The following is a 25,067-nucleotide window of genomic DNA, read 5'->3' as shown; positions in this document are numbered from 1 at the left end:
GCTACTCGCTACTCGCTACAGCATATCAACGGCTTTTTCTATCGCCGCTACGAGCTTTTCAACATCATCTAGATTGTTATAAATACCAAATGAAATACGAACCGTTCCTTTCACATTAAGTGCATCCATTAATGGGTGAGCACAGTGGTGTCCAGCACGTACTGCGATACCTTGTTGATCCAACAGGGTTGCAATATCTTGGTGGTGAACGCCATCCATCACAAAAGTAATCACACTTGCGTTGGGTTGATAACCCAATACCTGAATATCATCCAGTTTACTGAGTGCAAGATAAGTCTCGTGCTGTAGCTGGTGAATATGATTTTCGACATCTCGTTGAGCAAAATCACTTAACCATTCTATTGCGGTACTTAATGCTATCGCTCCTGCTACATTTGGCGTGCCTGCTTCAAACTTCCCCGGCAGTTCAGAAAATGTAGTGCCAGAGAAAGACACGCGCTCAACCATTTTGCCACCGCCATGCCAAGGGGGCATCGCTTGGAGCAATTCAAGCTTGCCATAAAGCACCCCAATACCAGCTGGAGCATAGAGCTTATGCCCAGAGAACACGTAGAAATCAGCCCCTAAAGCAGTCACATCTACAGGCTCATGAACAATACCTTGCGCTCCATCGACCACAACAATCGCATTCATCTTGTGTGCTTTCTCGATCACTTCTTTGATGGGCTGACGAGAACCAGTCACATTAGTTATCTGAGCCAGAGCAACAATCTTGGTTCGATCATTTAATAGAGCGTCAAAGGCAGTAAGATCAAATTCACAATCTGACGTCATTGGTACTTTCACGACTTTAGCACCAGTTTGTTCAGCCACTATTTGCCAAGGCACGATGTTGGCGTGATGTTCCATTTCACTGACTAAGATCTCATCGCCAGGTTGAAGCGTGCTTCTTGCGTAAGTTTGTGCGATCAGGTTAAGTGCTTCGGTTGCGCCGCGAGTCCAAATAATCTCTTTTGACGATGTCGCGCCAATAAACTGAGCGACCTTATCTCTTGCGGCTTCAAATTGACTGGTCGCGTTCGCTGTTAAGCTATGACTACCACGGTGAACATTGGCATTTTGTTTGGAGTAGTATTGGCTAATGGCATCAATAACCACCTGAGGTTTTTGTGTCGTTGCTGCGCTGTCTAAATAAATCAACGGTTGTTGATTGATGGTTTGTGATAGCGCAGGAAACTGCTCTCGGATGTGATTGATATCAAGCATCTATTCTTACCTAAAATCTTGGAAATTGTTGCTAGCGTTATGCTGAGCGGTATCGTTATTTTATCGCGACTTGTTAATCGTTGCTGACTAATCTTGATGATTCTAGCTATTTTCTCGTTCTTTAACCTGCGTAAACAGCTTTTGGTTAACAGGAACCTCTATCTGATGCTTAAGTGCTGTTTTTATCAAGTGTCCGGTAATGAAGTCGATCTCTGTCTTACGTTGGTAAAACATATCTTGCTTCATGGATGAATTGTTTTTTGCTGTCGCTTGAATAACCTTGTTGACGCTTGTTTCTAATTCGTCGAATGAACAAGTAATGCCTTCCGCCAGCATCACTTGCGTGAGTTCTTTAACTATAGAACTCAAAATATCGTTAAACCTTTGGTCTGCAAGCTCTCCATTTTTGATTTGTTCTAGCCCTGTTAGTGGGTTGATGGCGCAGTTGATGGCGAGTTTGGTCCATAGTGCTGTCTTGATCTCTGTATTCCAATTTACGCTCGGTAGGGCGTGTTCTAACACATCAACCAAAAAAGTGCACTGTTGCCCCTTGAGGTTAAAAGCACCCAATTGAGTTTGTCCGAACCCTGTATGAGAAACATTATTCTTGTCGGGTTTGAATGCCGCTTGTGTGGTTGTAGCCAATACTACTGGGTGGGCATCAATGTGAGTTGCTATCTGAGCGACCGCCCCCATACCGTTGTGCATGAACATGAGAATGGTGTCAGAGTCTAGGTATTGAAGTAACGGAGTGGTGGCTTCTTCTACTTGCCAAGCTTTGACCGTGAAGATCACTAGGTCACTTTCTGATAGCTTCTCGATCTTGTTGTTACTGAAGGAAAATGAAGCTTGTCCATCAAGTGATAAGTCAATTGCGTGATCCGTGCAACGACTCCACAAAGCCACATTATGACCAGCTTGAAGTAGTTTTATCGCCCATAAAGAGCCGATAGCCCCAGGGCCAACAATAGTGATGTTCACAGCAATACCGATATAAGAAAGTGATGCTGCAAGGATAGCGAGGCATTAAATGAAAGCAATAAAAAATGGCACCCGAGGGTGCCATTTTGGAAACTTTATTAGAAGTTCGATTAGAACTTGTAAGTTACAGCGAAGTAGTGACCTACGCCTGAAGTAGAGAATTCACCAATTTGTGGTTTATTCGGATTCATTAGAGCACCATCTCTTAGACCGTATACATCTTGGTATAATTTAAGACCGTAACCTACAGCAAATTGGTCATTGTGCCAGTAAATACCATTGAACATAGATCCGCCGTTGCTCGACTGGTTGTATGAACTATCACGACCAAACTCGTAATCGATGTAACCTTGGTAAGCAATGAATGAACCGTTATCGAAGTTTACGAATGGCTTAAACCAGTTTGTAGAAAATTGGTAACCGTTCCAGTCTTTCGCATTTAGATCGTACGTAGCGTAAAGGTTGAATTGCATTTTACCAAACCAAGGTACCATTACGTCTGAACCGATACCTGTTTTAGTTGCGTAACCACCGTCAGCTTTGCCATCGATAGTTGTGTAGTTTGCAACGTATAGTTCTTGTACTGGACCAAAAGAAAGGTCTTTACCAGTCAGACCATCGATAGACATACGAGGCGCAAATTTAACAAACAGTTGATCGTCATTTGCTTTATCACTGCCACTATCGTTAGTTAGGTTGAATACATCAATGTAACCGTAAAGATCGAAGATACCAGAGCGTCCACCAAACTCCATTTCAAGATAAGTATGATCTTTGTCTTGAGGCTTCTCATCGATAGTGTGCATGATATTAAACTGCATCCAGTTGTAATCATTCTTGTGAGTATCGCCGTCAGAATAATCAGCCGCCATTACTGGAGCAGAAGCTGCTGCAAGTAGGCCAAGAGTTAAAAGTGATTTACGCATAATGGAACTCTCTATGTTTGAAATAAGTAACCCGCTAATCCGTGCGTGTTTATATGTCCGAATGCCGAGCATAATAGCGATTTTGTTCTCAAATAAAAGTGAGACAGAGTGAAAACTATGATTATTATGGTGAGCGCGATCACACTAACGATCTAAATGATGGAACTTTAAAGTTGCTATGCATCTTGATGAATCCCTACTTCTATTGATTTTGTGAAATTCGATTATTTTGTGTATAAATTGGTGAAATACCGCTCTAAGCAAACGATTCTACCAAAAATCGTGACATGCATATCAAAATCAACAGTATTTCTTTCTAAGCGTTTTCTCGTAAAAAACACCTCACTCAGCGAACGTTTCGATCCTGCCTTTGATCCATTTCCAAGCAACTCCGTACTGAAGTTTGAATCAATTGATGAACAATTCATGTGATGACTAACCTGACTTTTAACTCTGGTTGTTTTTTCATCGCTGACAATATTGAGACCGTTCATTGCACCAATTTTGAGGCAACATTTAAAGATCTGCTCCTGAGCTTATCTTCTGTGTGACGAACTGGTCGAACTTTTTGGAGAGAAGACCAATGAAATACTCACCTATACTCGCTGTAGCGATGTCAGCCCTATTCATTGTAGGGTGTAATGATGACGATCAACCTACAACCCAGCTGCAAGCTGTTCACGCATCGCCAGATGCTCCACTAGCTAATGTGTTAGTTAATAGTCAGGCTCGTTGGACTGGGGTTGATTATGCTCAGGCGTCGGGTTACGCCTCGGTCAATCAAGGCCAGACAACTCTTCAGGTCGATGTTCAACTCCCTGGAGATGGTGTGGCGACAGTGATTCCACCAAGCCAGTTCAATTTAAGCGGTGATTTAGATTACACGGTGATGGTGGTCGGTGACGCTGACGGTTCCAACAACCCAGTTGAGGCTCTCGTTGTGACCCGACCTGCAGCAGGAACGGCGACGAGTTCGAGTTTGGATGTGCAAGTTGTTCACGCGGCAACTGGAGTTGGTGATGTGAATCTATACGTTACAGCACCGAATGATCCTCTAGGCGCACCGATTGGAACTTTGGGATACAAAGGATTTACAGATGTGCTCAATATTCCTGCTGGTCAATATCGTGTGAGATTAGAAACCGTGAGTGGAAGTGCTATTGCTTTTGACTCTGGAGAAATCACTCTGTCTGGCGGTAGCGAGTTAACCATTGCGGCAGTCCCAAGAGCGGATTCAACCAGTACGTCTCCGGTGAAGCTGATGGTAATGGATGGCAAAGGTTCATCTATAATTTACGACATGGCAGAATCTGCAGAAGTGAGAGTAGGGCATTTAGTTGATGGTGCACCCTCTGTGGATGTGTTTGTAAACTCGGCTAAGTTTGCTCCTCTTGATGCTCTAATGTTTAAAGAAGTTCGTGGCTTCTTAGATTTGGCAGCAGGCAGTTACGATATCGATATTTATGAAACAGCAACCACCTCTCCAACATTCATTGATGTTGACGGTTTAGCGGTGTTTGCCGGAATGGATTACAGCATCTATGCCGTGGGGACGGTAAGTCCTCTCAATTTGGAAGCGCTAGTTGTTCCAGAAAATCGACGCTCTGTTGCAACCAGTGCAGTATTGAACATTACTCATGCTGCAGCTAATCCAATTGCAGCTTCGGTTGATATTTATTTAACCGAGAACGTGGGAATTTCTGGAAGTACTCCTGCGTTGAGTAATGTGAAATTCAAAGATTTCGCGAATGGTATTTATGTAGCTGCGGGAACTTACTATGTGACGATTACGGTGGCTGGCGATCCATCTACTGTTGCTATTGACTCCGCGCCTGCGACCTTAGTTAACGGTGTTGTGTATCAAGTAGTGGCGATTGATGATTCGATGGGAACAGGATTTAACTTAATAGTAAGTGAAACCACAGATTAATCCGTTAAGCGTCTGCAAATAGAAAAGAGAAGAGGGTAGCTCAATGCTCCCCTCTTCTCTTTTGCTTTCTTTTATTCGTGGTTGTTTTTCGCTTTTTCTAATAAATCAGTGAAAAAGTGGCGTAGCGAATAGAGCATGATCAAACTCGGAATCACCATTAATGACGTCAGTATAAAGAAGGTTGACCAATCATTTAGGTAATCGACGAGCTCGCCACTGAATGAAGCCAGTGTTGTTCTACCGAAATTGCCTAAGGATGCTAATAAGGCATATTGCGTCGCTGAGAAAGCTTGACCAGTCAGTAAGGTTAAGAAAGAGACAAATGCTACCGTCGAAAAGGCGGTTGTGAAGTTGTCGACAATGATAGTTGCCAAGAACAGAGTTTCACTAGGGCCTGCCTGAGCGATCCACGCAAACATTAGGTTGCTGGCTGCCATTGCGATGCCACCAATCATTAGCCCGCGTACAATACCGAATTTCACATTGAAGATACTGCCTAGCAAGGTGAAGAATATCGTCGCGCCCCAACCGATTAACTTAGAGTAGTGGCCAATCTGTTCATTGCTAAAGCCTATCTCTTTATAGAAGGTGATAGACATTCTACCCAAGAAGGCTTCACCTATCTTAAATAGGAACACAAACAGTAGAAGGGTGATGGCAACTTGAACTCCGTTTCGTTTGAAGAAATCATAAAACGGTTCTAGCACTGTAACGCTGAACCAAGCGACGACTTTTGAACCCACAACTCTGTTGTGACGTTGTTGTGCTTGCTCTTGTAATGCTTCACGTTGTGTATTGGGTTCTCCGACAAAAAGAGTAAACAGCATTAACACGACAACCACACCAGCCATGCCGTAATACACACCATTCCAACCGATTGAGTCAGCATTGATAAAAGCAAGATAACCTGGAAGAGAATAGCCAGTCCACCATCCCATCACGGCCATTGCGGATGCTTGTGGCAACTTTGATGCTTCCGATTTTGGAAATGAATCAATACGGAAGGCATCTATTGCGACATCTTGAGTTGCTGATGCGATAGCTATTCCGAGAGCAAGCATAGAGGTGAACATCAAGTCATTGGCTGGGTTTACTCCAGCAATGAACAGGGTACAGATCAATACCAAGCTTTGGCACAAGAATATCCAACTGCGTCGTTGGCCTAGTATCGCGTGTAAAACTGGCAGTTTGACTCGGTCTACCAACGGTGCCCATAAAAAGTTAATAGCATAGACAGCAAACACACTGCCGAAATAACCGATCGCAGCACGAGTTAAACCGGCATCTTTTAGCCAACCAGACATGTTGGATCCAATCAGAACCCATGGGAAGCCACTCGAACAACCGAGCATAAACACCCAAAGTAGACGTTTGTCTAAGTAGCTGCGGAAAGTTTGCATCCAAGAAAGAGAGGGGGTGCCTGATGACATGGGGCGTCCTTGTATAGAAAACGCCCTTAAGAATAAGGGCGTTACATTGGATTACTTAAGAAGGGTCACTTTAGTGATGACGATTGGGTCGACAGGAATGTCTGACATGCGGCCCATTCGCTTGGTTGGAATTGTTGCCATCTTCTGAACAACGTCAAAACCATCGGTTACTTTACCAAACACAGCGTAACCAGGATTACCGCCTTTCGCGTTTAAGAAATCGTTGTCTGCAAAGTTAATGAAGAACTGGCGAGTTGCAGAATCTGGTGCATTGGTGCGAGCCATTGCGATCGTTGCAGTATCATTCTTCAGGCCATTGCTGCCTTCATTTTTGATAGGCGCATAAGTTGCTAATTGCTTCATATCTTGATCGAAGCCACCACCCTGAGCCATAAAGCCCGGGATCACACGGTGAAACTGAGTGCCTTCGTAGCTACCGTCAGCAACATATTTCAGAAAGTTATCAACACTAACCGGTGCTTGCTCTTGGTTTAGCTCGATAGTGAAGCCGCCTAATGTTGTTTCTACGTTCACTTTAGGACCAGCCCAAACGCTCACGCTCACCAGCATCAATGAGATAGAAGATAGAATGCGCCCCATTAGAAACGTTTCTTCATGTAAGTTTGCAGCTCTTGGTCATTGGCAATCTCTTTAAGAACTAAGTCGATAACATCGTTTAGTACCATTGCGATATCGTCATTTGATGCACTTAATGCGCCTGTACGAGTTGCTGTACCATTGAATGTCTTAACTAGCTTGCCTTCAGGCGTTTCAGCGGTTACTTCAAGTGTTACTTTACCATCCATTTGGTTTTCCATGATGGTGTGCTTGACGGTAACAAGCGCTTCTTGAATCTCTAAAACAATTGAGTTTTCACTGTTTACGCTTGCACGAAAACCTTGAGACTCCAATTGTTGAGCAATAGCGTTTTCTAGAGAAATACGCATGTTTTGCTTAGCGTGAATTGGCTGAATGTTTGAACGGCCACTATCAACCAATGCAACATATTGAGCGGCACGAACATCTTTACTGGTTAGTGTGTATGTTTTGCCTTGTACAAGGTTGCTTGAGCTTAGTGAAGCTTCTGGCATTACGTTGATCTGTTCTTGCTGAGGGGCTGAACATGCTGTCAAAGCCAAAATAGAAGCAGCCAAAATCAGTTTTTTCATTCCTTTATCCTTTCTAAATTCACACCAGGAGCTCGGTATCTTAAATTCTTGTGACGTCATTTCTGCTTATTTATTAAAATTCGCAGGTTCTCTTGTTGCTTGTAATATCTCAAATTTCTGGTTTAGTTCAAGCGTTTCAACGTTTGCTTCACCAAATAGTCTTGCTAGTTTGACATCGTATCCGAGGTGTCGGTTACCAATAACAATTAATTTGCCTCCGTTGCTAAGAACATGCTTTGCATCACAGAACATTTGCCACGCAATGTGATCTGTAATCGCTTGTTGTTGGTGGAACGGAGGGTTACACATAACTAAGTAAGTGCTGTTTTTCTTAAAACCATCTAAACAGTTATTGGCGATGAACTGGAAATTACCTTCTTCGCCAAGGTTATCCTTAATATTTTGGCGCGCTGATTCCACTGCCATAAAGCTTTCATCAACACAGGTGATACGCGCTTGTGGGTTTAATTGCCCAGCTTTTACACTCAATACACCGTTGCCACAACCTAGGTCGATAATATGACGCAGTTCAGGATCTTGAGGGATGTGCTCTAGCATATAGCGAGCGCCTTGATCGAGTGCCTCGCCTGAGTAAACGTTCGGTAAATTTTTCAGGCGAATATCTTCACCGTCTACATCCCATTCAACAAAAGGCTCGACCGTTTGAATCGGCTGACAATTAGGTGAAGAGATAACCAAGCGATGTTTCTTCTTCGCTAGAGAAGTTTTGGTTTCACCTAGGTATTTTTCGAAAATATTAAGTGTAGATGTGTGGATGTCTTTTACTTTGTTTACACCGATGACTTGGCAGCCTTCTGGCAACGCTTGGCGTAGTTGGCTCAATTGCCATACTAGATGACGGTTTGTTTTCGGTAGTTGCATGATCACAAGATCGATACCGTGTGGGATATCATCCATCGTATTCAGGAAGTTCACACGGTTACTTTGATTGCGCTGCAAGTTTTTTAGCGCACCGCGATGAGAGATAAACGAGTCGCTCATCATGGTGACATCATGATCTTTAGAGAACCATGCTGACAGGGCACCAAAGCTATCGTTCATGATCAGGATGTGTTTGCCAGGTTCCAGATTCATCTCTTCAACGTGACTAATAATGTATTCGTCGCCCGCATCCCAAGCTTGAAGGGTTTCATTTGAACGGTTGGGGAAACGATGTAAGGTCAAAGTTCTATCGAGAAGAGTAAGTTCGGTTTTCATAGCTTGAGATACTTATGTAAGAAATAACAAAGATATTGTCTCAAATGCAGCCTGAACAAGATAGAAAAAACTCAACCAAACCTAAGTCGTTCGTTATGAAATAGTCAGACAGTCGACCAGTTAGGGTTTATACTTCCCCCACAGATAATGCCAATACGTTATTAAGGAATCATAATGATCCAAGAAGTTATCGAAACAAAATTGCACAATGAGTTTTCACCAAGTCATTTAAACGTGGTCAATGAGAGCTACATGCACAATGTTCCGGCTGGTTCTGAGAGTCATTTTAAAGTGATTGTTGTCAGCGATGCGTTTGAAGGTTTGCGCCTTATTGGTCGTCATCGAGCGGTAAATAGAGCACTCTCAGAAGAGCTAGCGAATAATATTCACGCACTATCTATTCACACTTATACAAAAGATGAATGGATGAAGCAACTCGATAACGTGCCAGACAGCCCTATGTGTATGGGCGGTGGTAAGTAATAAAACTAACTGATAGAAGAGGTGGCGACGCTGCCTTATTTATCGCCAGGCTGATGTGTTTTTAGGGTTTATATCACTCAAATTGATGTCAAATTAGGCGTCTTTAAATACCCACAATGAGTAATGTTTTTATTAACAGTGTTTCAACATAACTCGTAAAATATTAGTTTGTGACAGAGTATTAATCTCTTGTTTAAAACACGATTCAAAAGCCATTTTATCTGTGCGGCTCGTCAAATTTATACATATTTGAGAGTCCATATGCTTCAAATCTCACCAAATTAAGGCCGTATTCAAGTTATTGGTCATGGCATCAAGTTGTCAAAAAATGCTAGAATACGGCACCTGATAAATCTCACATAATCTTTGTGATGAGTTTATTAATGTAATGTTGCGATTTTGGTATCTCGAATTTACCAAAACCGGACACTGTAATGTCGTGTCTAAGGGCGATTTTAAAACGTCCCGAATTTACGCAATTAAAAGAATCTTTTTCCCGATAAAGTAGTGCAAGTGCGTATGATTACAATAAAGAAGGGTTTGGATCTTCCTATCGCAGGAACTCCATCCCAGGTGATTAATGATGGTAAGTCCATCACTAAAGTCGCCTTGCTTGGCGAAGAGTACGTTGGTATGCGTCCTACGATGCATGCTCGCGTTGGTGATGAAGTGAAGAAAGGCCAAGTTCTTTTTGCAGATAAAAAGACCCCAGGTGTTGTATTTACTTCTCCAGCAAGCGGTAAAGTTATTGAAGTGAACCGTGGTGCTAAGCGTGTTCTTCAATCAGTAGTGATTGAAGTAGCAGGCAATGAGCAAATCACGTTCAATAGCTATGAAGCTAACCAACTAGTAAGTCTTGACCGTGAAACGGTTAAAACTCAGTTAGTTGAGTCTGGCGCATGGACCGCTTTGCGAACTCGTCCGTTCAGCAAGGTTCCAGCAGTTGATTCTGAAACTCAGGCTATTTTCGTTACTGCTATGGATACTAATCCGCTAGCAGCTGAGCCAGAATTAATCATTAACGAGCAGTCTGATGCTTTCGTTGCTGGTTTAGATCTTCTTTCAACTCTGACTAACGGTAAAGTGTACGTTTGTAAAAAAGGTACTAGCTTACCTCGTTCAGCTCAGTCTAACGTTGAAGAACATGTTTTTGATGGCCCACACCCTGCAGGTCTTGCAGGCACGCATATGCATTACCTATATCCGGTAAATGCACAAAATGTAGCGTGGAGCATTAACTACCAAGATGTTATCGCATTCGGTAAGCTTTTCCTTACTGGTGAGATTTACTCTGAGCGTGTTGTTTCTCTGGCTGGTCCAGTGGTGAATAACCCACGTCTAGTTCGTACTCAAATTGGTGCTAGCCTTGAAGAGTTGACAGACAGCGAGTTAATGCCAGGCGAAGTTCGTGTGATTTCTGGTTCTGTACTTACGGGTACTGAAGCAACAGGTCCACATGCTTTCCTTGGTCGTTACCATCAGCAAGTTTCTGTTCTACGTGAAGGTCGTGATAAAGAGCTATTCGGCTGGGCTATGCCTGGTAAGAACAAGTTCTCTGTTACTCGTTCATTCCTTGGTCACCTGTTTAAAGGTCAGTTGTTCAACATGACAACGACGACAAACGGTAGTGACCGCTCAATGGTTCCAATTGGTAACTACGAGCGCGTAATGCCTCTAGATATGGAACCTACATTGCTGCTTCGTGATCTATGTGCAGGCGACATTGATAGTGCTCAAGCACTTGGTGCGCTAGAACTAGACGAAGAAGATGTAGCATTGTGTACCTTTGTATGTCCAGGTAAGTACGAGTACGGTCAACTACTTCGTGAATGCCTAGATACGATTGAGAAGGAAGGGTAATTTTCATGGGCCTTAAAAAGTTTCTTGAAGACATCGAGCATCATTTTGAGCCAGGTGGTAAACACGAGAAGTGGTTTGCGCTTTACGAAGCAGCAGCGACAGTGTTTTACACGCCAGGTCTTATCACAAAGAAAAGCTCACACGTTCGTGATAGCGTTGATTTAAAACGTATCATGATCATGGTTTGGTTCGCGGTATTCCCAGCAATGTTCTGGGGTATGTACAACGCGGGTGGCCAAGCTATCGCTGCACTTAACCATATGTACGCAGGCGCTGAACTAGCATCTGTTATCAGTGGTAACTGGCACTACTGGCTAACCGAAATGCTTGGAGCCTCCTTAGGGGCCGATGCTGGTGTTGGCAGCAAGATGCTACTTGGTGCGACATACTTCCTACCTATCTACGCAACGGTATTCATCGTTGGTGGTTTCTGGGAAGTTCTGTTCTGTATGGTGCGTAAGCACGAAGTAAACGAAGGTTTCTTTGTTACTTCTATCTTATTTGCGCTTATCGTTCCGCCAACGCTTCCTCTATGGCAAGCAGCACTAGGTATTACCTTCGGTGTTGTTGTGGCGAAAGAGATCTTCGGTGGTACGGGTCGTAACTTCCTGAACCCTGCACTTGCTGGCCGTGCGTTCCTATTCTTTGCATACCCTGCACAGATTTCAGGTGACGTAGTTTGGACTGCTGCAGATGGTTTCTCTGGTGCAACTGCTCTTAGCCAATGGGCTCAAGGTGGCGGTAGCGCACTAATGAACGTGACATCAGGTGAAGCAATCACTTGGATGGACGCATTCATTGGTAACATCCCAGGTTCTATCGGTGAAGTATCAACTCTAGCACTTATGATTGGTGCAGCGATGATCGTTTACATGCGTATCGCTTCATGGCGCATCATTGCTGGTGTAATGATCGGTATGATTGCTGTGTCTACGCTGTTCAACGTGATCGGTTCTGATACTAACGCAATGTTCAGCATGCCTTGGCATTGGCACCTAGTTCTAGGTGGCTTCGCATTCGGTATGTTCTTCATGGCGACTGACCCAGTATCAGCTTCATTTACCAATAAAGGTAAGTGGTGGTACGGCATCCTAATCGGCGCAATGTGTGTAATGATTCGTGTAGTTAACCCTGCATACCCAGAAGGCATGATGCTTGCGATTCTATTCGCAAACCTATTTGCTCCTCTGTTTGACCACGTTGTAATCGAGAAGAACATTAAGCGGAGACTAGCGCGCTATGGCAAGTAATAACGATAGCATTAAAAAGACGCTGTTTGTTGTTATCGCATTGAGCCTAGTGTGCTCAATCATCGTTTCAACAGCTGCAGTTGTTCTTAAACCTAAGCAGCAAGCTAACGCAGTTCTGGATCAGCAAACTAAGATCCTTGAAGTTGCGGGTATTGAGCTTGCAGGTGATATCCCAGCACTCTACGCAGAGAACATCGAACCTCGTCTAGTTGATTTCGCTACTGGCGATTTTGTTGACGGCGATGCTGCTGCATACGACCAACGTAAAGCGGCAAAAGATCCAGCTCAGTCAATCAAGCTTTCAGCTGAAGATGACATCGCTAAGATCATTCGTCGTGCTAACACGGGTACTGTATACCTAGTGAAAGATGGCGCTGAGACTTCTAAAGTTATCATCCCTGTTCACGGTAACGGCCTTTGGTCAATGATGTACGCATTCGTTGCGGTAGAAACTGATGGCAACACAGTTTCAGGTATCACTTACTACGAGCAAGGTGAAACTCCTGGACTTGGTGGTGAAGTTGAGAACCCAATTTGGCGCGCTCAATTCGTTGGTAAGAAATTATTCGACGAAAACCACAAACCTGCTATTCAGGTTGTTAAAGGTGGCGCTCCTCAAGGTTCTGAGCACGGTGTAGATGGCCTTTCTGGTGCAACACTGACTAGCGTTGGTGTTCAACATACATTTGACTTCTGGTTAGGTGATATGGGCTTTGGTCCGTTCCTAGCAAAAGTTCGTGACGGAGGTCTGAACTAATGTCTAGTGCAAAAGAAATTAAAAAGAGTATCTTAGCGCCTGTGTTGGATAACAACCCAATCGCGCTACAGGTTCTTGGTGTGTGTTCTGCTCTTGCAGTAACCACTAAGCTAGAAACAGCATTTGTTATGACTATCGCGGTAATGTTCGTTACTGCTCTGTCTAACTTCTTCGTTTCTTTAATCCGTAACCACATTCCTAACAGTGTGCGTATCATCGTTCAGATGGCAATTATCGCATCATTAGTAATCGTGGTAGACCAAGTGCTTAAAGCATACCTATACGATATCTCTAAGCAGCTATCTGTATTCGTTGGCCTAATCATTACTAACTGTATTGTAATGGGTCGTGCTGAAGCATTCGCAATGAAGTCTGCGCCAATCCCATCGTTTATCGACGGTCTTGGTAACGGTCTTGGTTACGGTTTCGTTCTTATCACTGTTGGTTTCTTCCGTGAGCTTCTAGGCTCTGGCAAACTATTTGGTATGGAAGTACTACCTCTAGTGAGCAACGGTGGTTGGTATCAGCCAAACGGCTTGATGCTTCTAGCACCTTCAGCATTCTTCCTAATTGGTTTCTTGATTTGGGCAATTCGTGTGTTCAAACCAGAACAAGTAGAAGCGAAGGGGTAAGGTAGTCATGGAACATTATATTAGTCTGCTAGTTAAATCGATTTTCATCGAAAACATGGCGCTTTCTTTCTTCCTAGGTATGTGTACATTCCTAGCGGTTTCTAAGAAAGTTAAAACTTCTTTTGGTCTTGGTGTTGCGGTAGTTGTAGTACTTACAATCGCTGTTCCTGTAAACAACCTTGTTTACACACACATCCTGAAAGAAAACGCGCTTGTTGAAGGTGTCGATTTAAGTTTCCTTAACTTCATCGCATTCATCGGTGTTATCGCGGCACTTGTACAAATCCTAGAGATGGTTTTAGACCGTTTCTTCCCACCTTTGTACAACGCACTAGGTATCTTCCTTCCACTGATCACAGTTAACTGTGCAATCTTTGGTGGTGTATCTTTCATGGTAACTCGTGACTACAACTTTGCTGAATCTGTTGTTTACGGCTTCGGTTCTGGTGTGGGTTGGATGTTAGCTATCGTTGCTCTTGCGGGTATCCGTGAGAAGATGAAGTACTCTGACGTACCTCCAGGTCTTCGTGGCCTTGGTATCACGTTCATTACTGTTGGTCTGATGGCGTTAGGCTTTATGTCTTTCTCTGGTGTTCAACTGTAGGGTAAGCACCCAGTAATAAGGAATAACAAATGCAAAGCATTATTCTTGGCGTAGCGATGTTTACCATTATTGTATTGGCTCTAGTACTAGTGATTCTTTTCGCTAAGTCTAAGCTAGTACCATCAGGTGACATCACTATTGCTGTAAACGGCGACCCTGAAAAGGCGATCGTTACTCAGCCTGGTAGCAAGCTACTTGGTGCCCTAGCTGGCGCTGGTATCTTCGTATCTTCTGCTTGTGGTGGCGGTGGCTCTTGTGGTCAGTGTCGTGTAAAAGTTAAGTCTGGTGGTGGCGACATCCTTCCAACTGAACTTGATCACATCACAAAAGGTGAAGCTCGCGAAGGCGAACGTCTTGCATGTCAAGTTGCTATGAAAACTGACATGGAGATTGAACTAGACGAAGACATCTTTGGTGTGAAGAAGTGGGAATGTACTGTTATCTCTAACGATAACGAAGCTACTTTCATCAAAGAATTGGCTCTAGCTATCCCTGAAGGTGAAGAAGTTCCGTTCCGCGCGGGTGGTTACATTCAGATTGAAGCTGAACCACATCACGTGAAATACGCAGATTACGATATTCCTGAGGAATACCGTGGTGACTGGGATAAGTTCAACTTGTTCCGTTACGAGTCTATCGTTAAAGAGCATTCGATCCGTGCTTACTCTATGGCTTCATACCCAGAAGAGAAAGGCATCATCAAGCTTAACGTGCGTATCGCAACTCCGCCGCCAAACAACCCTGACGTAGCTCCTGGTGTGATGTCTTCATACATCTGGTCTCTTAAAGAAGGCGACAAATGTACTATTTCTGGTCCATTTGGTGAGTTCTTTGCTAAAGACACAGACAATGAAATGGTATTCATCGGTGGTGGTGCAGGTATGGCGCCAATGCGTTCACATATCTTCGACCAACTTAAGCGTCTTAACTCTACTCGTAAGATGTCTTACTGGTACGGTGCACGTTCTAAGCGTGAGATGTTCTACATTGAAGACTTCGACGGCCTAGCGGCTGCAAACGAAAACTTCGTGTGGCATTGTGCTCTGTCTGATCCTCAACCTGAGGACAACTGGGACGGTTACACTGGTTTCATCCACAACGTATTGTACGAAAACTACCTGAAGGATCACGAAGCTCCTGAAGACTGTGAGTACTACATGTGTGGTCCACCAATGATGAACGCGGCTGTGATCGGCATGCTGAAAGATCTTGGTGTAGAAGATGAAAACATCCTACTAGATGACTTCGGTGGTTAATCCATTTAAGTGATTGATATTATGGCTGACTCTTACGAGTCAGCCATTTGTTTTTCTAAGACTACTCGTGACAACAAACTGGCTTATATAAGAAAGAGTAAGGCATTTAAAATACCTATTTTTCACTCTTATTTTTCCTTATATAAATCCTCAACATTAGACAGGAGTAAGCAAGTGAGAATTTGGCTTGTTGCATTAACTTCTTTGATTTTTCTTGCGGGCTGTGAGCAGGCAAGAGAGCAAGTACATTTAAGTGGTCCGACAATGGGGACCAGTTATAACATTAAGTACATCAATGGCGATGAATTTCCTGAGTCTAAAGAAGTTCATACCGAGATCGATCGTCTACTTGAAGAAGTTAATGATCAAATGTCGACTTACCGTGAAGATTCAGAGCTGAGCCGTTTCAACCAACACAAAGGTGCGGACGCATTCGAAGTATCTGAACAAACCGCTATCGTTGTGAAAGAAGCGATTCGTTTGAACGGTCTTACTGAAGGTGCGTTGGATGTGACGGTTGGTCCATTAGTTAACTTGTGGGGTTTTGGTCCAGAAGCACGTCCTGAAGTGGTTCCATCAGACGAAGAGCTTGCGGCTCGTAAGGCTAAGATTGGTATTCACCACTTAAGCGTTGAAGGTAATAAGCTAAGCAAAGATTTGCCTAACTTGTATGTTGACCTTTCGACTATCGCAAAAGGTTGGGGCGTGGATGTCGTTGCTGACTACCTCGATTCAATTGGCATTCATAACTACATGGTAGAAGTGGGCGGTGAAATCCGTTTGAAGGGCTTAAACCGTGAAAGTGTGGGTTGGCGTATCGCCATCGAGAAGCCAAGTGTTGACGAGCGCAACATTCAAGAGATCATCGAGCCTGGTGATATGGCGATCGCAACGTCTGGCGACTACCGAAACTATTTTGAGCGTGATGGTGTTCGTTATTCACACATCATCAACCCAGAAACAGGTAAGCCGCTTCATCACAAAGTGGTTTCAGTGACTGTTTTAAACCCGTCTTCAATGACTGCAGACGGTTTATCTACTGGCCTTATGGTCTTAGGTGAAGAAAAAGGACTGGAAGTCGCAAACCAACATAACATCCCAGTGTTCATGGTGGTAAAAACAGCTGATGGCTTTAAAGAAATTGCTTCAGAAGCATTTAAGCCATACTTAGGTAAATAAGGTAAGCGAGATAATTATGAATACATTTCTGATTACATTTGGTGTTTTTCTTGCAGTAATCGCAGCGATGTCAATTGGCTATATTATCCAAAAGAAAGTTGTGAAAGGTAGCTGTGGTGGCTTAGGTGCTGTTGGTATTGATAAAGTATGTAACTGCCCTGAACCTTGTGATGCGCGTAAAAAACGTGAAGCACGTGAAGCATACCGTGAAGAGAAACTGGCAGAACGTCAACAAAAAGAAGCGGCTTGGAGTAAAGACCGTATCGCTTAATTGGTGACAGTCATAGGGGAATAGAGTTGTCTATGCCCTTAGAATAAGAAGCTCAAGATTATCGTCTTGAGCTTTTTTTGTTTGAGTGAACTGTCTATTTTGGAATGCTAAAAACGGAAACAAAAACGAATTTCTAGTGGTCGATTTACATGTTATTGCGCGCAAAGACCAGTTGGTTCCTACCTTGTTCTTTTGCAGTATAAAGTAGTTCGTCCGCGGCTTTTATTTGCTCATCCAAACTGCCAACTAAGTCGCTTAACCCGATACTCATGCTGACTTTAATCCGTTGTGAGTCATGAATAACTTCTTGGTTTTGTATCGCAATCCTCATTGACTCTAGCGTGTCGACAAATTCTTCAAATGGTCGGCATGATTGAATGCAGAACTCTTCACCGCCGAAACGAACGGCGACATCATCTTTAAAATGATTTTTGATGATCTTTCCGACTTCAATGAGTACCGCATCGCCACCATCATGACCGTAGGTATCATTCACCTTTTTAAAGAAGTCTATATCCATCATGGCGATGCTGCGATGTTCGCAGCCTTTACATGTTTGATTGAATAGATAACGACGGTTCCAAAGCCCGGTCAGAGCATCTTCATTTGCATGACGAAATAGTTCATTGGTGGCCTCTTTCATATCGAGTAGCTGATGAATACGGCAGAAAAACTCTTCTTGGTTAAATGGCTTGTAAAGGAAGTCGTTGGCACCAGCCTTAAGGAAACGAGCTGTCATGGTTCGGTCGTCACTGCCAGATAGCCCAAGAATAGCGAGTTGATTGCGATCATGGTGTACTCGAATGTCACGGGTCATCGAAATGCCATCTTTGTTTGGCATGTCATGATCGGTAACGACGAAAGTGATGTCGGGGTCGTTTTGGAGAAGCTCTAGTGCTTGTTCGCCATCTTCCGCTTGAATCGTTTGAATATATTGGTGCTCAAGAAGTTGCACTACATATCGACGAACAACCGCAGAATCATCAACAACCAAGGCTTTATGATATCGGTTATTTGAGATTCGATTAACCAAAGGAAGCAAATAACTGACTGATGACATGCTGTCTTTGAGGATGTAATCAATCACACCCTTCGCGAGTACTTGTTCTCGAAGTGTGTTGTTGAACATGCCGGTTAGGACTATAATTTTTTGTTGATAGCCGAGTACCAAATCAATGATCTCGCCATCTTGACCATCGGGTAAGCAGTAATCGAGCACCGCGCACAAGAAATCCGTATCTTGTTCTAAGATAGCTTTAGCTTCAGCCACTGATTCAGCCAGCGCAACCTCATAGCCATCATTTTTAAATTGCTGGTACAGGTAGTTTCTGAATGCACGACTATCTTCGACTACTAGTATTTTATCACTCAAAAGTTATCCCTACTTATAGGTTAAATACTCTCTAACAATACTATCAGAATAGTAAGTGGCTAATGAAGTTAAAGCTATTTAGCTGGGCTCCAGATCATTTTAAATCTGAGAATAATTGATTATACTGTTTATAAATACAGTTGTAAGGTTGGGTTATTCCTAGATGTGTAGTGCGGGTGAAGAGAAAGTAAGAAAGATAATCCACGTTGATATGGACTGTTTTTACGCAGCTGTTGAAATGAGAGATAATCCCGCTTACCGAAATCGACCACTTGCAGTAGGGGGGCATGAAAAGCAGCGTGGCGTTTTGAGTACCTGTAATTACGAAGCTCGCAAGTTTGGTATTCGTTCTGCAATGCCGACGGGAAAGGCGCTGCAGCTTTGTCCCAATCTGTTGGTTGTTCCTGGGAGGATGTCGGTCTACGTCGAGATATCGAAAAAGATTCGCGAGATTTTTTCTCGATATACATCCATCATTGAACCCCTGTCTTTAGATGAAGCTTTTCTTGATGTCACGGATTCGACGCTGTGTCGTGGTTCGGCAACACTTATTGCCGAAGCAATTCGTAGCGATATCTGGAATGAACTTAACCTGACCGCTTCTGCTGGTATTGCGCCGATTAAATTTTTGGCGAAGGTGGCCTCGGATCTAAACAAGCCTAATGGTCAGTTTGTTATTCCTCCACAGGATGTTCAATCAGTGATTGATGAGCTGCCACTCGAAAAAATCCCAGGCGTTGGCAAGGTCAGTATTGAAAAGCTCCATCAAGCTGGCTTCTTTACTTGTAAGGACATTAAGGAATCTGACTATCGAGATCTATTGCTCCGGTTTGGCCGTCAAGGCGCATCACTCTGGAAGCGCAGCCATGGTATTGATGACAGAGAAGTTATTATTGAGCGTGAACGAAAATCGGTAGGCGTGGAGCGAACTTTTACTCAGAATATTTCTACTTACGCAGAATGTTGGCAGGTAATTGAAGACAAGCTTTTTCCTGAGCTTGAAGCACGTCTAGAGAAAGCTAGCCCAACTAAAGCTATCATCAAGCAGGGCATTAAGCTCAAGTTTGCCGACTTCCAGCAAACCACTATTGAGCACATACACGCCTCTCTCGATCGAGAGCACTTTAAAGAACTGTTGAGTGAGATACTCAAAAGGCAGCAAGGGCGAGAAATTCGCTTGCTTGGTTTAAGCGTAATGCTACAACCCAAAGACCAGATGCGTCAGTTGAGTTTCTTTTAGGGAAAGGCGCTGAGAGTTTAGATTTAGAGGTGTAGCTGGAAGTGCTAGAGTTTGAATACCGACTAGACTCCACAGCCTAGCCAGCTTCTATATCAATACGTGATATGCTTTATCTAGGAAGTTGTTTAACTCGCGCTAAGGTATCACTGAATGGTTGTTGCTCTAGCTTTCCGTATCCAACCATTTTGCTGGCTTTAAGCTTGGTTGAAAGTGGAGTCGCGATTCCGCATAGAAAACGAGTAATGGCTTCGTCGGTGATCAATTGTTGACTCTTAGATATAAATTCATGAATCCATGTCATTACGGTTTCGTCGTCAACGGGTTCAACATCGACGGTTGGTAAAATTGCCACTTTACCACGGCATACAGAGCAATGACCGCAGTTTGTTGGTGCCTTATCATCGGCAAAGTAACTCGCTAGGCGTGAGCTTAGGCAGGTATCAGCCTCAAAGAAGCTCAGCATTTGGTTTAGGCGGTTTATCTCACTGTTCTCTTTTGCCTTAAACAATTCAGTTAGACGTTCCGATAACTGCATCATGTCTTCAGTGGTGTTGTGGATCGCATACACATCTGTGATCTGCTTACTTTCCAACTCAATCCAACCTTGTTCATTGAAATAATCGATTGCCGCAATCACACGCTGACGATCGGTCTGGAAGTGTGTCCACAGTGCGTCGAAGTCGACTTGGCACCATACTCTTGCTTGAGGAGAGCATTGGAAAATCGCTTCCACAAAATGACGACGTTCGCCTTGGAATTGCTCGGTAATCTGCTGCTTAGTACGTATGAATTTAAATTTGTAGTCAGCAAAGTAGCTGTATTTAGGCTCAATCACGCCTTCAATTTCGAGATACACCAGTAGCGTTTTAAGTGGTAACTGACGAATGTTGGATTCACGCGATAGTTGGTTGAGCATGATTTCCCATTGGTTTGCGCCAGAAGCAGCAATGTTTTGGTTTTCGTATATTTCTTTTAAGACCGTTTGAATTGATATGTTGTCTGGCGTATCACCAAAAACGAAGTTCTCGAGTGTGCTCAAACCATGTTTGTTAGCCAGTAAAATACATTCAGACGCTTGCCCATCTCGGCCTGCTCTGCCTATCTCTTGCGAGTAGTTTTCGATCGATTTCGGTAAGTCAAAGTGAATCACTCGGCGAATGTTGGACTTATCCACACCCATACCAAAAGCAATGGTTGCCACGATGCAGTTCACGTCATCATTCATGAATTGATATTGAATGGCATCTCGGTTTTCAGGCTTAAGACCGGCATGGTAAGCCATGGCATTAACGCCAGCGTTACGAAGTTGCTGAGCCACCATCTCTGCCGTTTGTTGAAGGGTGACATAAACAATAGTCGGAGCGAGAGAAGCTTGGTTAACGACATTGCACAAGGTTTCTAGCTTGTTGGATTGTTCGCAAGGTTGAATGGACAGGTCGAGGTTTTGACGATAGAAACCCGTAACTACGACGCGCTCCTCATCGATATCAAACTTCGACTTCATATCTTGGATAACCGATGTCGTTGCAGTGGCCGTCAGTAGCAGAACCTGAGGAATATTGAGCTGCTTTTGGTATTGGGGAAGCTTCAGGTAGTCTGGTCTGAAGTTGTGTCCCCATTCTGATATACAGTGTGCTTCATCAACTACGAGCATAGAGATGGGAACTTGGGAGATAAACTGACGAAAGCGTTCGTTCTTCAAGCGCTCAACAGAGATCATTAGGATTTTGGTGTCCCCGTTACGCACGGATTGCATCACCTGTTGTGTGGTTTGTCTGTCTTGGCTTGATTCGATTGCAGCCGCGCTTATTCCCTTACTGTGTAAGAAGCTGAGCTGGTCTTTCATTAAGGCTAACAATGGTGATATCACTAAGGTTAAGTGCGGCAACTCTAATGCTGGCAATTGGTAGCAAAGCGACTTGCCTGAGCCTGTTGGGAATATAGCGGCAGTCGAGTGACCAGATAGAACATTATCAATGACTTGCTTTTGCCCATTACGCAGTGAGTCGAATCCGAATACTTGTTTTAGCTTCTGCTCAATCATTTATGTTCTACCTGAGTTATTAAGTGTCGTATTGATGTTAAAGCGGGCGCCTATTGATGATTGCGTCGCTTGATGAATCAAATGTCTTGCACCTGATTGTACCTAATTCTATTCTGTAGCTCCTATAGAAAAGCACCCCAATAGTATGAATAAGTCTGAGCTTCGCCAAATAATCATAGAGCAACTTGAATCCCGATTACGTATCGCACAATCTGCTACTCAACGCGCTATTGATGCTGCGACCGATGAAGAGACTGTGCCTGAGCATAAGTACGACACTCTGGCTCTAGAAGCTTCGTATCTTGCTCACGGTCAAGCTGTAAGAGTGCAAGAGTGTGAAGATGACATTCAGTGTTATCGTAACTTAGTGCTGCGTGATAGTGAGAGGATTACAGTGAGCAGCTATGTTGTGGTCATTGACGAGCATGATCAATATAAACATTTTTTTATGGGGCCGAGAGTCGGTGGGCTTTCTGTTACGTGGAATAACAATGAAGTTGCTATCGTGACGGAAAATGCACCTTTTGGTCAGGCTCTAATGGGGAAAGAAGTCGGTGATGAGATTGAGTTTAAGGTCGCAGATAAACAGTTTTGCTATGAAGTAATATCTATCGACTAACTGAGTAACGGATATATATAAAACGTTTCTCTGACAAAGAAGCATATACCAAGGGTATAGTAATCTGTCAGATTGATGAGAGGATGTTATGAAAAACAATGTATTTATGAAAAAAAAAATGTTTATGAAGAACAATGTATTAATCGCATCGTTAACAGCGGTAATCTCTGTTGTGAGCCTGCCAACTTTTGCTGCTCAGTGTCGAGTTGATTTGAAAAATGAATTGCGAATCGATGACCAGAAAGTCGAAATCCATCAAGTGAATGGTGATACTGCCGTTTTTGATGGTAACAACGACTTATATATCCATGGTGAGAAGGTTGAGCTTGATGCCGACCAACAAGCGGCGATTGAGAAATACCGCGAAAAAATGAGTGAGTACTTACCAAGAGCGAAACAAATGGCTAACGATGGTTTAGCGTTAGCGAATGATGTTATTGATGACATTGCTGCTAGCCTAGATTCACCGGAATCATTTGATAATGTAAAAGAGTCAATGAAAACCTACTTTGATGAACTGGAAGCTCGTTACTACAAAGATGGCGAGTTAGTGTTACCAGCAGACAGTTTTGATTCGATGGCCAATGGTTGGTCTGAAGATTTCGAGAAGGCTAAGGAGATCTTTAACCAAGAATTTATCTCTAGCGCTTTTAATGCGATGTCAGAAAAAATGAAACAAGATGGTGGCTTAAATCTTACTGAATTGGCTGACAGCATGGCTGCATTAAAGCTTAAAGTTGAAGAGCGCATGAAAGAACATGCTCAACAAGTGCAAGAGGAAGCGAATGAGTTCTGTGATTCTCTTGATGAGATGGCAGAACAAGAGCAACAGCTGCATGAAATCATTCCGAACCTAAAAGACTATCAAGTCTTCACGATCTAATCTGAATCTAACTATAAGTCACAAGAGCACTATTTGGTGCTCTTTTTGTTCGTATAAATTTAACAATACGACGAGTAATTATCTCAATTCAATCCATTGTCTCTCTAGTCCTTAACCTTGCTTTACTGCTTTTCGGTAAACGATAAGGCCAGTTATTTGTTAATTTAATGGTTCTAAATAGCGTATTTGTTGTAAAAATCAGAAGATTGCTCATTTATTAGTTGTGCCTATCATTGCTTTTGATTACTGTACTCCTCAACTAGTTCACTGATTTTTAATGCGGGCAATATGGACCAACAATCTTCCTCTTCAAGAGAGCACTTTAGCTCTCGTTTGGGTTTTATTTTAGCAGCGGCGGGTGCAGCTGTTGGCTTAGGTAATATTTGGGGTTTCCCAACCCAAGTCGCCAGTAACGGCGGTGGTGCTTTTCTGCTTGTTTACCTAATTATGATTTTCGTGGTTGCTTTCCCGATGCTGGTGGTTGAGATGGCTATTGGTCGACATGGCCAAGCAAATCCTGTCGATAGCATGCGTTCTTTGACGACGAACCCGTTAGGCAAGAAAGTCGGTGAATTTGTCGGTTGGATTGAGTTGAGTGTTCCAAGTGCAGTGCTAGCGTTTTATAGTATCGTTGGTGGTTGGTTGATCTGCTTCCTAATTGGTGCTGTCGCTGACCTGATTGGTCTAGAGGCTGCTGCTGATTGGTTTAAAGGCTTCAGTGTTGAGCGCAATGTTTTTGGTACCGTCGCATTCTATGTGCTGACTATCTTGATTGTTCAGGGCGGTGTTAAGCAGGGGATCGAGAAATGGTCGACCCGTTTGATGCCTGCGCTATTTGTGTTATTTGGCTTATTGTTTGTTTACATCATGACGCAATCTGGCGCGATGGAAGGCCTAAAACATTACCTTGTTCCAGACTTTGAGAAAGTGTGGGATAGAAAACTGATTCTGGCGGCAATGGGACAGGGCTTCTTCTCGCTCACTATTGGCGGTTGCTCGATGTTGGTTTATGGCTCTTACTTAAGTAAGAAAGAGAACCTGCCAAAAATGGCAATGAACGTTACCTTAGTTGATACCGCGGTTGCTTTTATTGCGGGCTTAGTCGTGATGCCAGCGATGTTTGTTGCGATGCAAAAAGGTGTACAAATCTATGCTGAAGATGGCTCATTACTGAGCTCTGATACCCTATTATTTACAGTTCTGCCTTTGATGTTTGATAGCTTAGGTATGCTGGGTCAGGTCTTCGCAATTGTGTTCTTCTTATTGCTAACTATTGCTGCACTTACTTCGTCGATTTCAATGTTGGAAGCCCCTGTCGCTCTTGTTAGTGAGCGTTTCAAGACCAGACGAACGCCAACAAGTTGGGTAATTGGTGGTGCTATCGCATTGTTCAGTGTGGTGATTGTTTACAACTTTGCTGCGATGTTTGGCATGGTTGCGATGATTGCGACTCAGTACCTTCAACCAGTCGCTGCGCTGATGTTCTGTCTGTTTGGTGGTTGGGTATGGAGCCGAGCGTCAAAAGTGAAAGAGCTTGAGCAAGGTTGTCCTGACTTTCAATTGGGTTGGTTTGGTAAGGTTTGGCCAATGTATGTGAAGTTTGTGTGCCCAATTTTAGTCGCAACGGTTATCTGGGCATCATTTGGCTAGTAGACCATTTAACATCTAGATGATTAGACTTGCAGTTCAAGGCCACTCTTAATGAGTGGCTTTGTTGTTTTTGTATCGAACAAGCT

At 43.4% G+C, this 25,067-nt stretch carries 23 protein-coding genes; 14 read left to right on the top strand and 9 right to left on the bottom strand.

The annotated features are described in order from the left end of the window. Positions 1–15: 15 nt before the first annotated feature. The 3 genes from csdA to AB4589_RS14880 form a co-directional block, all read right to left on the bottom strand. The gene (csdA, locus tag AB4589_RS14890) at positions 16–1,227 is read right to left on the bottom strand and encodes a cysteine desulfurase CsdA (RefSeq protein WP_135385342.1); all 1,212 of its coding nucleotides are present in this window, start codon (positions 1,225–1,227) and stop codon (positions 16–18) included. A 102-nt stretch (positions 1,228–1,329) separates the two neighbouring features. Beyond that, on the bottom strand, positions 1,330–2,208 hold the full coding sequence (panE, locus tag AB4589_RS14885) for a 2-dehydropantoate 2-reductase (protein ID WP_372100951.1): 879 nt from the start codon (positions 2,206–2,208) through the stop codon (positions 1,330–1,332). Positions 2,209–2,318: 110 nt separating this feature from the next. Then, on the bottom strand, positions 2,319–3,206 hold the full coding sequence (locus tag AB4589_RS14880; RefSeq protein ID WP_372100949.1) for an outer membrane protein OmpK: 888 nt from the start codon (positions 3,204–3,206) through the stop codon (positions 2,319–2,321). A 511-nt stretch (positions 3,207–3,717) separates the two neighbouring features. On the opposite strand from AB4589_RS14880, the gene AB4589_RS14875 reads away from it, so the two are divergent. Further along, positions 3,718–5,064, top strand: coding sequence for a DUF4397 domain-containing protein (locus AB4589_RS14875; RefSeq protein ID WP_372100947.1), 1,347 nt, complete (start codon positions 3,718–3,720; stop codon positions 5,062–5,064). A 71-nt stretch (positions 5,065–5,135) separates the two neighbouring features. Here AB4589_RS14875 and AB4589_RS14870 read toward each other — a convergent pair whose 3' ends face one another. From AB4589_RS14870 to AB4589_RS14855, 4 genes are all read right to left on the bottom strand, one after another. Then, positions 5,136–6,494 (bottom strand): AmpG family muropeptide MFS transporter, encoded by a 1,359-nt coding sequence (locus tag AB4589_RS14870; RefSeq protein WP_012603364.1) that lies wholly within the window; start codon positions 6,492–6,494, stop codon positions 5,136–5,138. Positions 6,495–6,545: 51 nt separating this feature from the next. Next, positions 6,546–7,094 carry a peptidylprolyl isomerase gene (locus tag AB4589_RS14865; RefSeq protein ID WP_372100944.1) on the bottom strand — a complete coding sequence of 183 codons (549 nt, stop codon included), beginning with the start codon at positions 7,092–7,094 and terminating at the stop codon, positions 6,546–6,548. Further along, entirely contained in the window at positions 7,094–7,663 is a 570-nt protein-coding gene (locus tag AB4589_RS14860; protein ID WP_372100942.1) for a YajG family lipoprotein, read from the bottom strand. Before AB4589_RS14860 ends, AB4589_RS14865 begins: the two co-directional genes overlap by 1 nt. Before the next feature lie 66 nt (positions 7,664–7,729). After that, the gene (locus AB4589_RS14855; protein WP_017098022.1) at positions 7,730–8,881 is read right to left on the bottom strand and encodes a class I SAM-dependent methyltransferase; all 1,152 of its coding nucleotides are present in this window, start codon (positions 8,879–8,881) and stop codon (positions 7,730–7,732) included. Between the two features lie 174 nt (positions 8,882–9,055). Between AB4589_RS14855 and bolA the strand changes: the two genes are divergently transcribed. From bolA to nqrM, 9 genes are all read left to right on the top strand, one after another. Continuing rightward, the gene (gene bolA / locus AB4589_RS14850) at positions 9,056–9,364 is read left to right on the top strand and encodes a transcriptional regulator BolA (RefSeq protein ID WP_135385331.1); all 309 of its coding nucleotides are present in this window, start codon (positions 9,056–9,058) and stop codon (positions 9,362–9,364) included. Between the two features lie 519 nt (positions 9,365–9,883). After that, the gene (locus tag AB4589_RS14845) at positions 9,884–11,224 is read left to right on the top strand and encodes a Na(+)-translocating NADH-quinone reductase subunit A (RefSeq protein ID WP_372100980.1); all 1,341 of its coding nucleotides are present in this window, start codon (positions 9,884–9,886) and stop codon (positions 11,222–11,224) included. 5 nt (positions 11,225–11,229) lie between these two features. Further along, positions 11,230–12,474, top strand: a complete 1,245-nt coding sequence (locus tag AB4589_RS14840; RefSeq protein WP_017067139.1) for an NADH:ubiquinone reductase (Na(+)-transporting) subunit B — start codon at positions 11,230–11,232, stop codon at positions 12,472–12,474. Next, positions 12,464–13,231: a Na(+)-translocating NADH-quinone reductase subunit C gene (locus AB4589_RS14835; protein WP_372100940.1), complete on the top strand. Its 768-nt coding sequence runs from the start codon at positions 12,464–12,466 to the stop codon at positions 13,229–13,231. Before AB4589_RS14840 ends, AB4589_RS14835 begins: the two co-directional genes overlap by 11 nt. After that, positions 13,231–13,863: an NADH:ubiquinone reductase (Na(+)-transporting) subunit D gene (locus AB4589_RS14830; RefSeq protein WP_004735210.1), complete on the top strand. Its 633-nt coding sequence runs from the start codon at positions 13,231–13,233 to the stop codon at positions 13,861–13,863. Before AB4589_RS14835 ends, AB4589_RS14830 begins: the two co-directional genes overlap by 1 nt. A 7-nt stretch (positions 13,864–13,870) precedes the next feature. Further along, positions 13,871–14,467, top strand: coding sequence for an NADH:ubiquinone reductase (Na(+)-transporting) subunit E (gene nqrE, locus AB4589_RS14825; protein ID WP_009848375.1), 597 nt, complete (start codon positions 13,871–13,873; stop codon positions 14,465–14,467). A gap of 29 nt (positions 14,468–14,496) precedes the next feature. Next, positions 14,497–15,723 carry an NADH:ubiquinone reductase (Na(+)-transporting) subunit F gene (gene nqrF, locus AB4589_RS14820; RefSeq protein WP_009848376.1) on the top strand — a complete coding sequence of 409 codons (1,227 nt, stop codon included), beginning with the start codon at positions 14,497–14,499 and terminating at the stop codon, positions 15,721–15,723. A gap of 174 nt (positions 15,724–15,897) precedes the next feature. Beyond that, a complete protein-coding gene (locus AB4589_RS14815) occupies positions 15,898–16,902 on the top strand; it encodes an FAD:protein FMN transferase (RefSeq protein ID WP_009848377.1) in 1,005 nt (334 codons plus the stop codon). Positions 16,903–16,918: 16 nt separating this feature from the next. Further along, positions 16,919–17,173, top strand: a complete 255-nt coding sequence (gene nqrM / locus AB4589_RS14810; protein ID WP_009848378.1) for a (Na+)-NQR maturation NqrM — start codon at positions 16,919–16,921, stop codon at positions 17,171–17,173. Between the two features lie 145 nt (positions 17,174–17,318). Here the strand turns inward: nqrM and AB4589_RS14805 are convergent, their stop codons facing one another. After that, complete coding sequence (locus AB4589_RS14805; RefSeq protein ID WP_372100938.1) at positions 17,319–18,545, bottom strand: response regulator; 1,227 nt, start codon at positions 18,543–18,545, stop codon at positions 17,319–17,321. Positions 18,546–18,708: 163 nt separating this feature from the next. On the opposite strand from AB4589_RS14805, the gene dinB reads away from it, so the two are divergent. Further along, positions 18,709–19,785: a DNA polymerase IV gene (gene dinB, locus AB4589_RS14800; RefSeq protein WP_371695322.1), complete on the top strand. Its 1,077-nt coding sequence runs from the start codon at positions 18,709–18,711 to the stop codon at positions 19,783–19,785. Positions 19,786–19,894: 109 nt separating this feature from the next. On the opposite strand, the gene AB4589_RS14795 is transcribed toward dinB, so the two are convergent. Further along, positions 19,895–21,829 carry an ATP-dependent DNA helicase RecQ gene (locus AB4589_RS14795; protein WP_372100935.1) on the bottom strand — a complete coding sequence of 645 codons (1,935 nt, stop codon included), beginning with the start codon at positions 21,827–21,829 and terminating at the stop codon, positions 19,895–19,897. A 145-nt stretch (positions 21,830–21,974) separates the two neighbouring features. On the opposite strand from AB4589_RS14795, the gene AB4589_RS14790 reads away from it, so the two are divergent. From AB4589_RS14790 to AB4589_RS14780, 3 genes are all read left to right on the top strand, one after another. Then, a complete protein-coding gene (locus tag AB4589_RS14790; protein ID WP_017096215.1) occupies positions 21,975–22,448 on the top strand; it encodes a GreA/GreB family elongation factor in 474 nt (157 codons plus the stop codon). Positions 22,449–22,536: 88 nt separating this feature from the next. Further along, positions 22,537–23,331, top strand: coding sequence for a YggN family protein (locus AB4589_RS14785; RefSeq protein ID WP_372100933.1), 795 nt, complete (start codon positions 22,537–22,539; stop codon positions 23,329–23,331). Between the two features lie 288 nt (positions 23,332–23,619). After that, a complete protein-coding gene (locus tag AB4589_RS14780) occupies positions 23,620–24,981 on the top strand; it encodes a sodium-dependent transporter (protein ID WP_372100931.1) in 1,362 nt (453 codons plus the stop codon). Positions 24,982–25,067 lie beyond the last annotated feature (86 nt).

The organism is Vibrio sp. 10N.222.49.A3 (assembly GCF_041475145.1).
Taxonomy (GTDB): Bacteria; Pseudomonadota; Gammaproteobacteria; order Enterobacterales; family Vibrionaceae; genus Vibrio; species Vibrio tasmaniensis_A.
The sequence above is the reverse complement of the archived record's forward strand: the minus strand, read 5'-3'. Positions and strand labels throughout refer to the sequence as shown.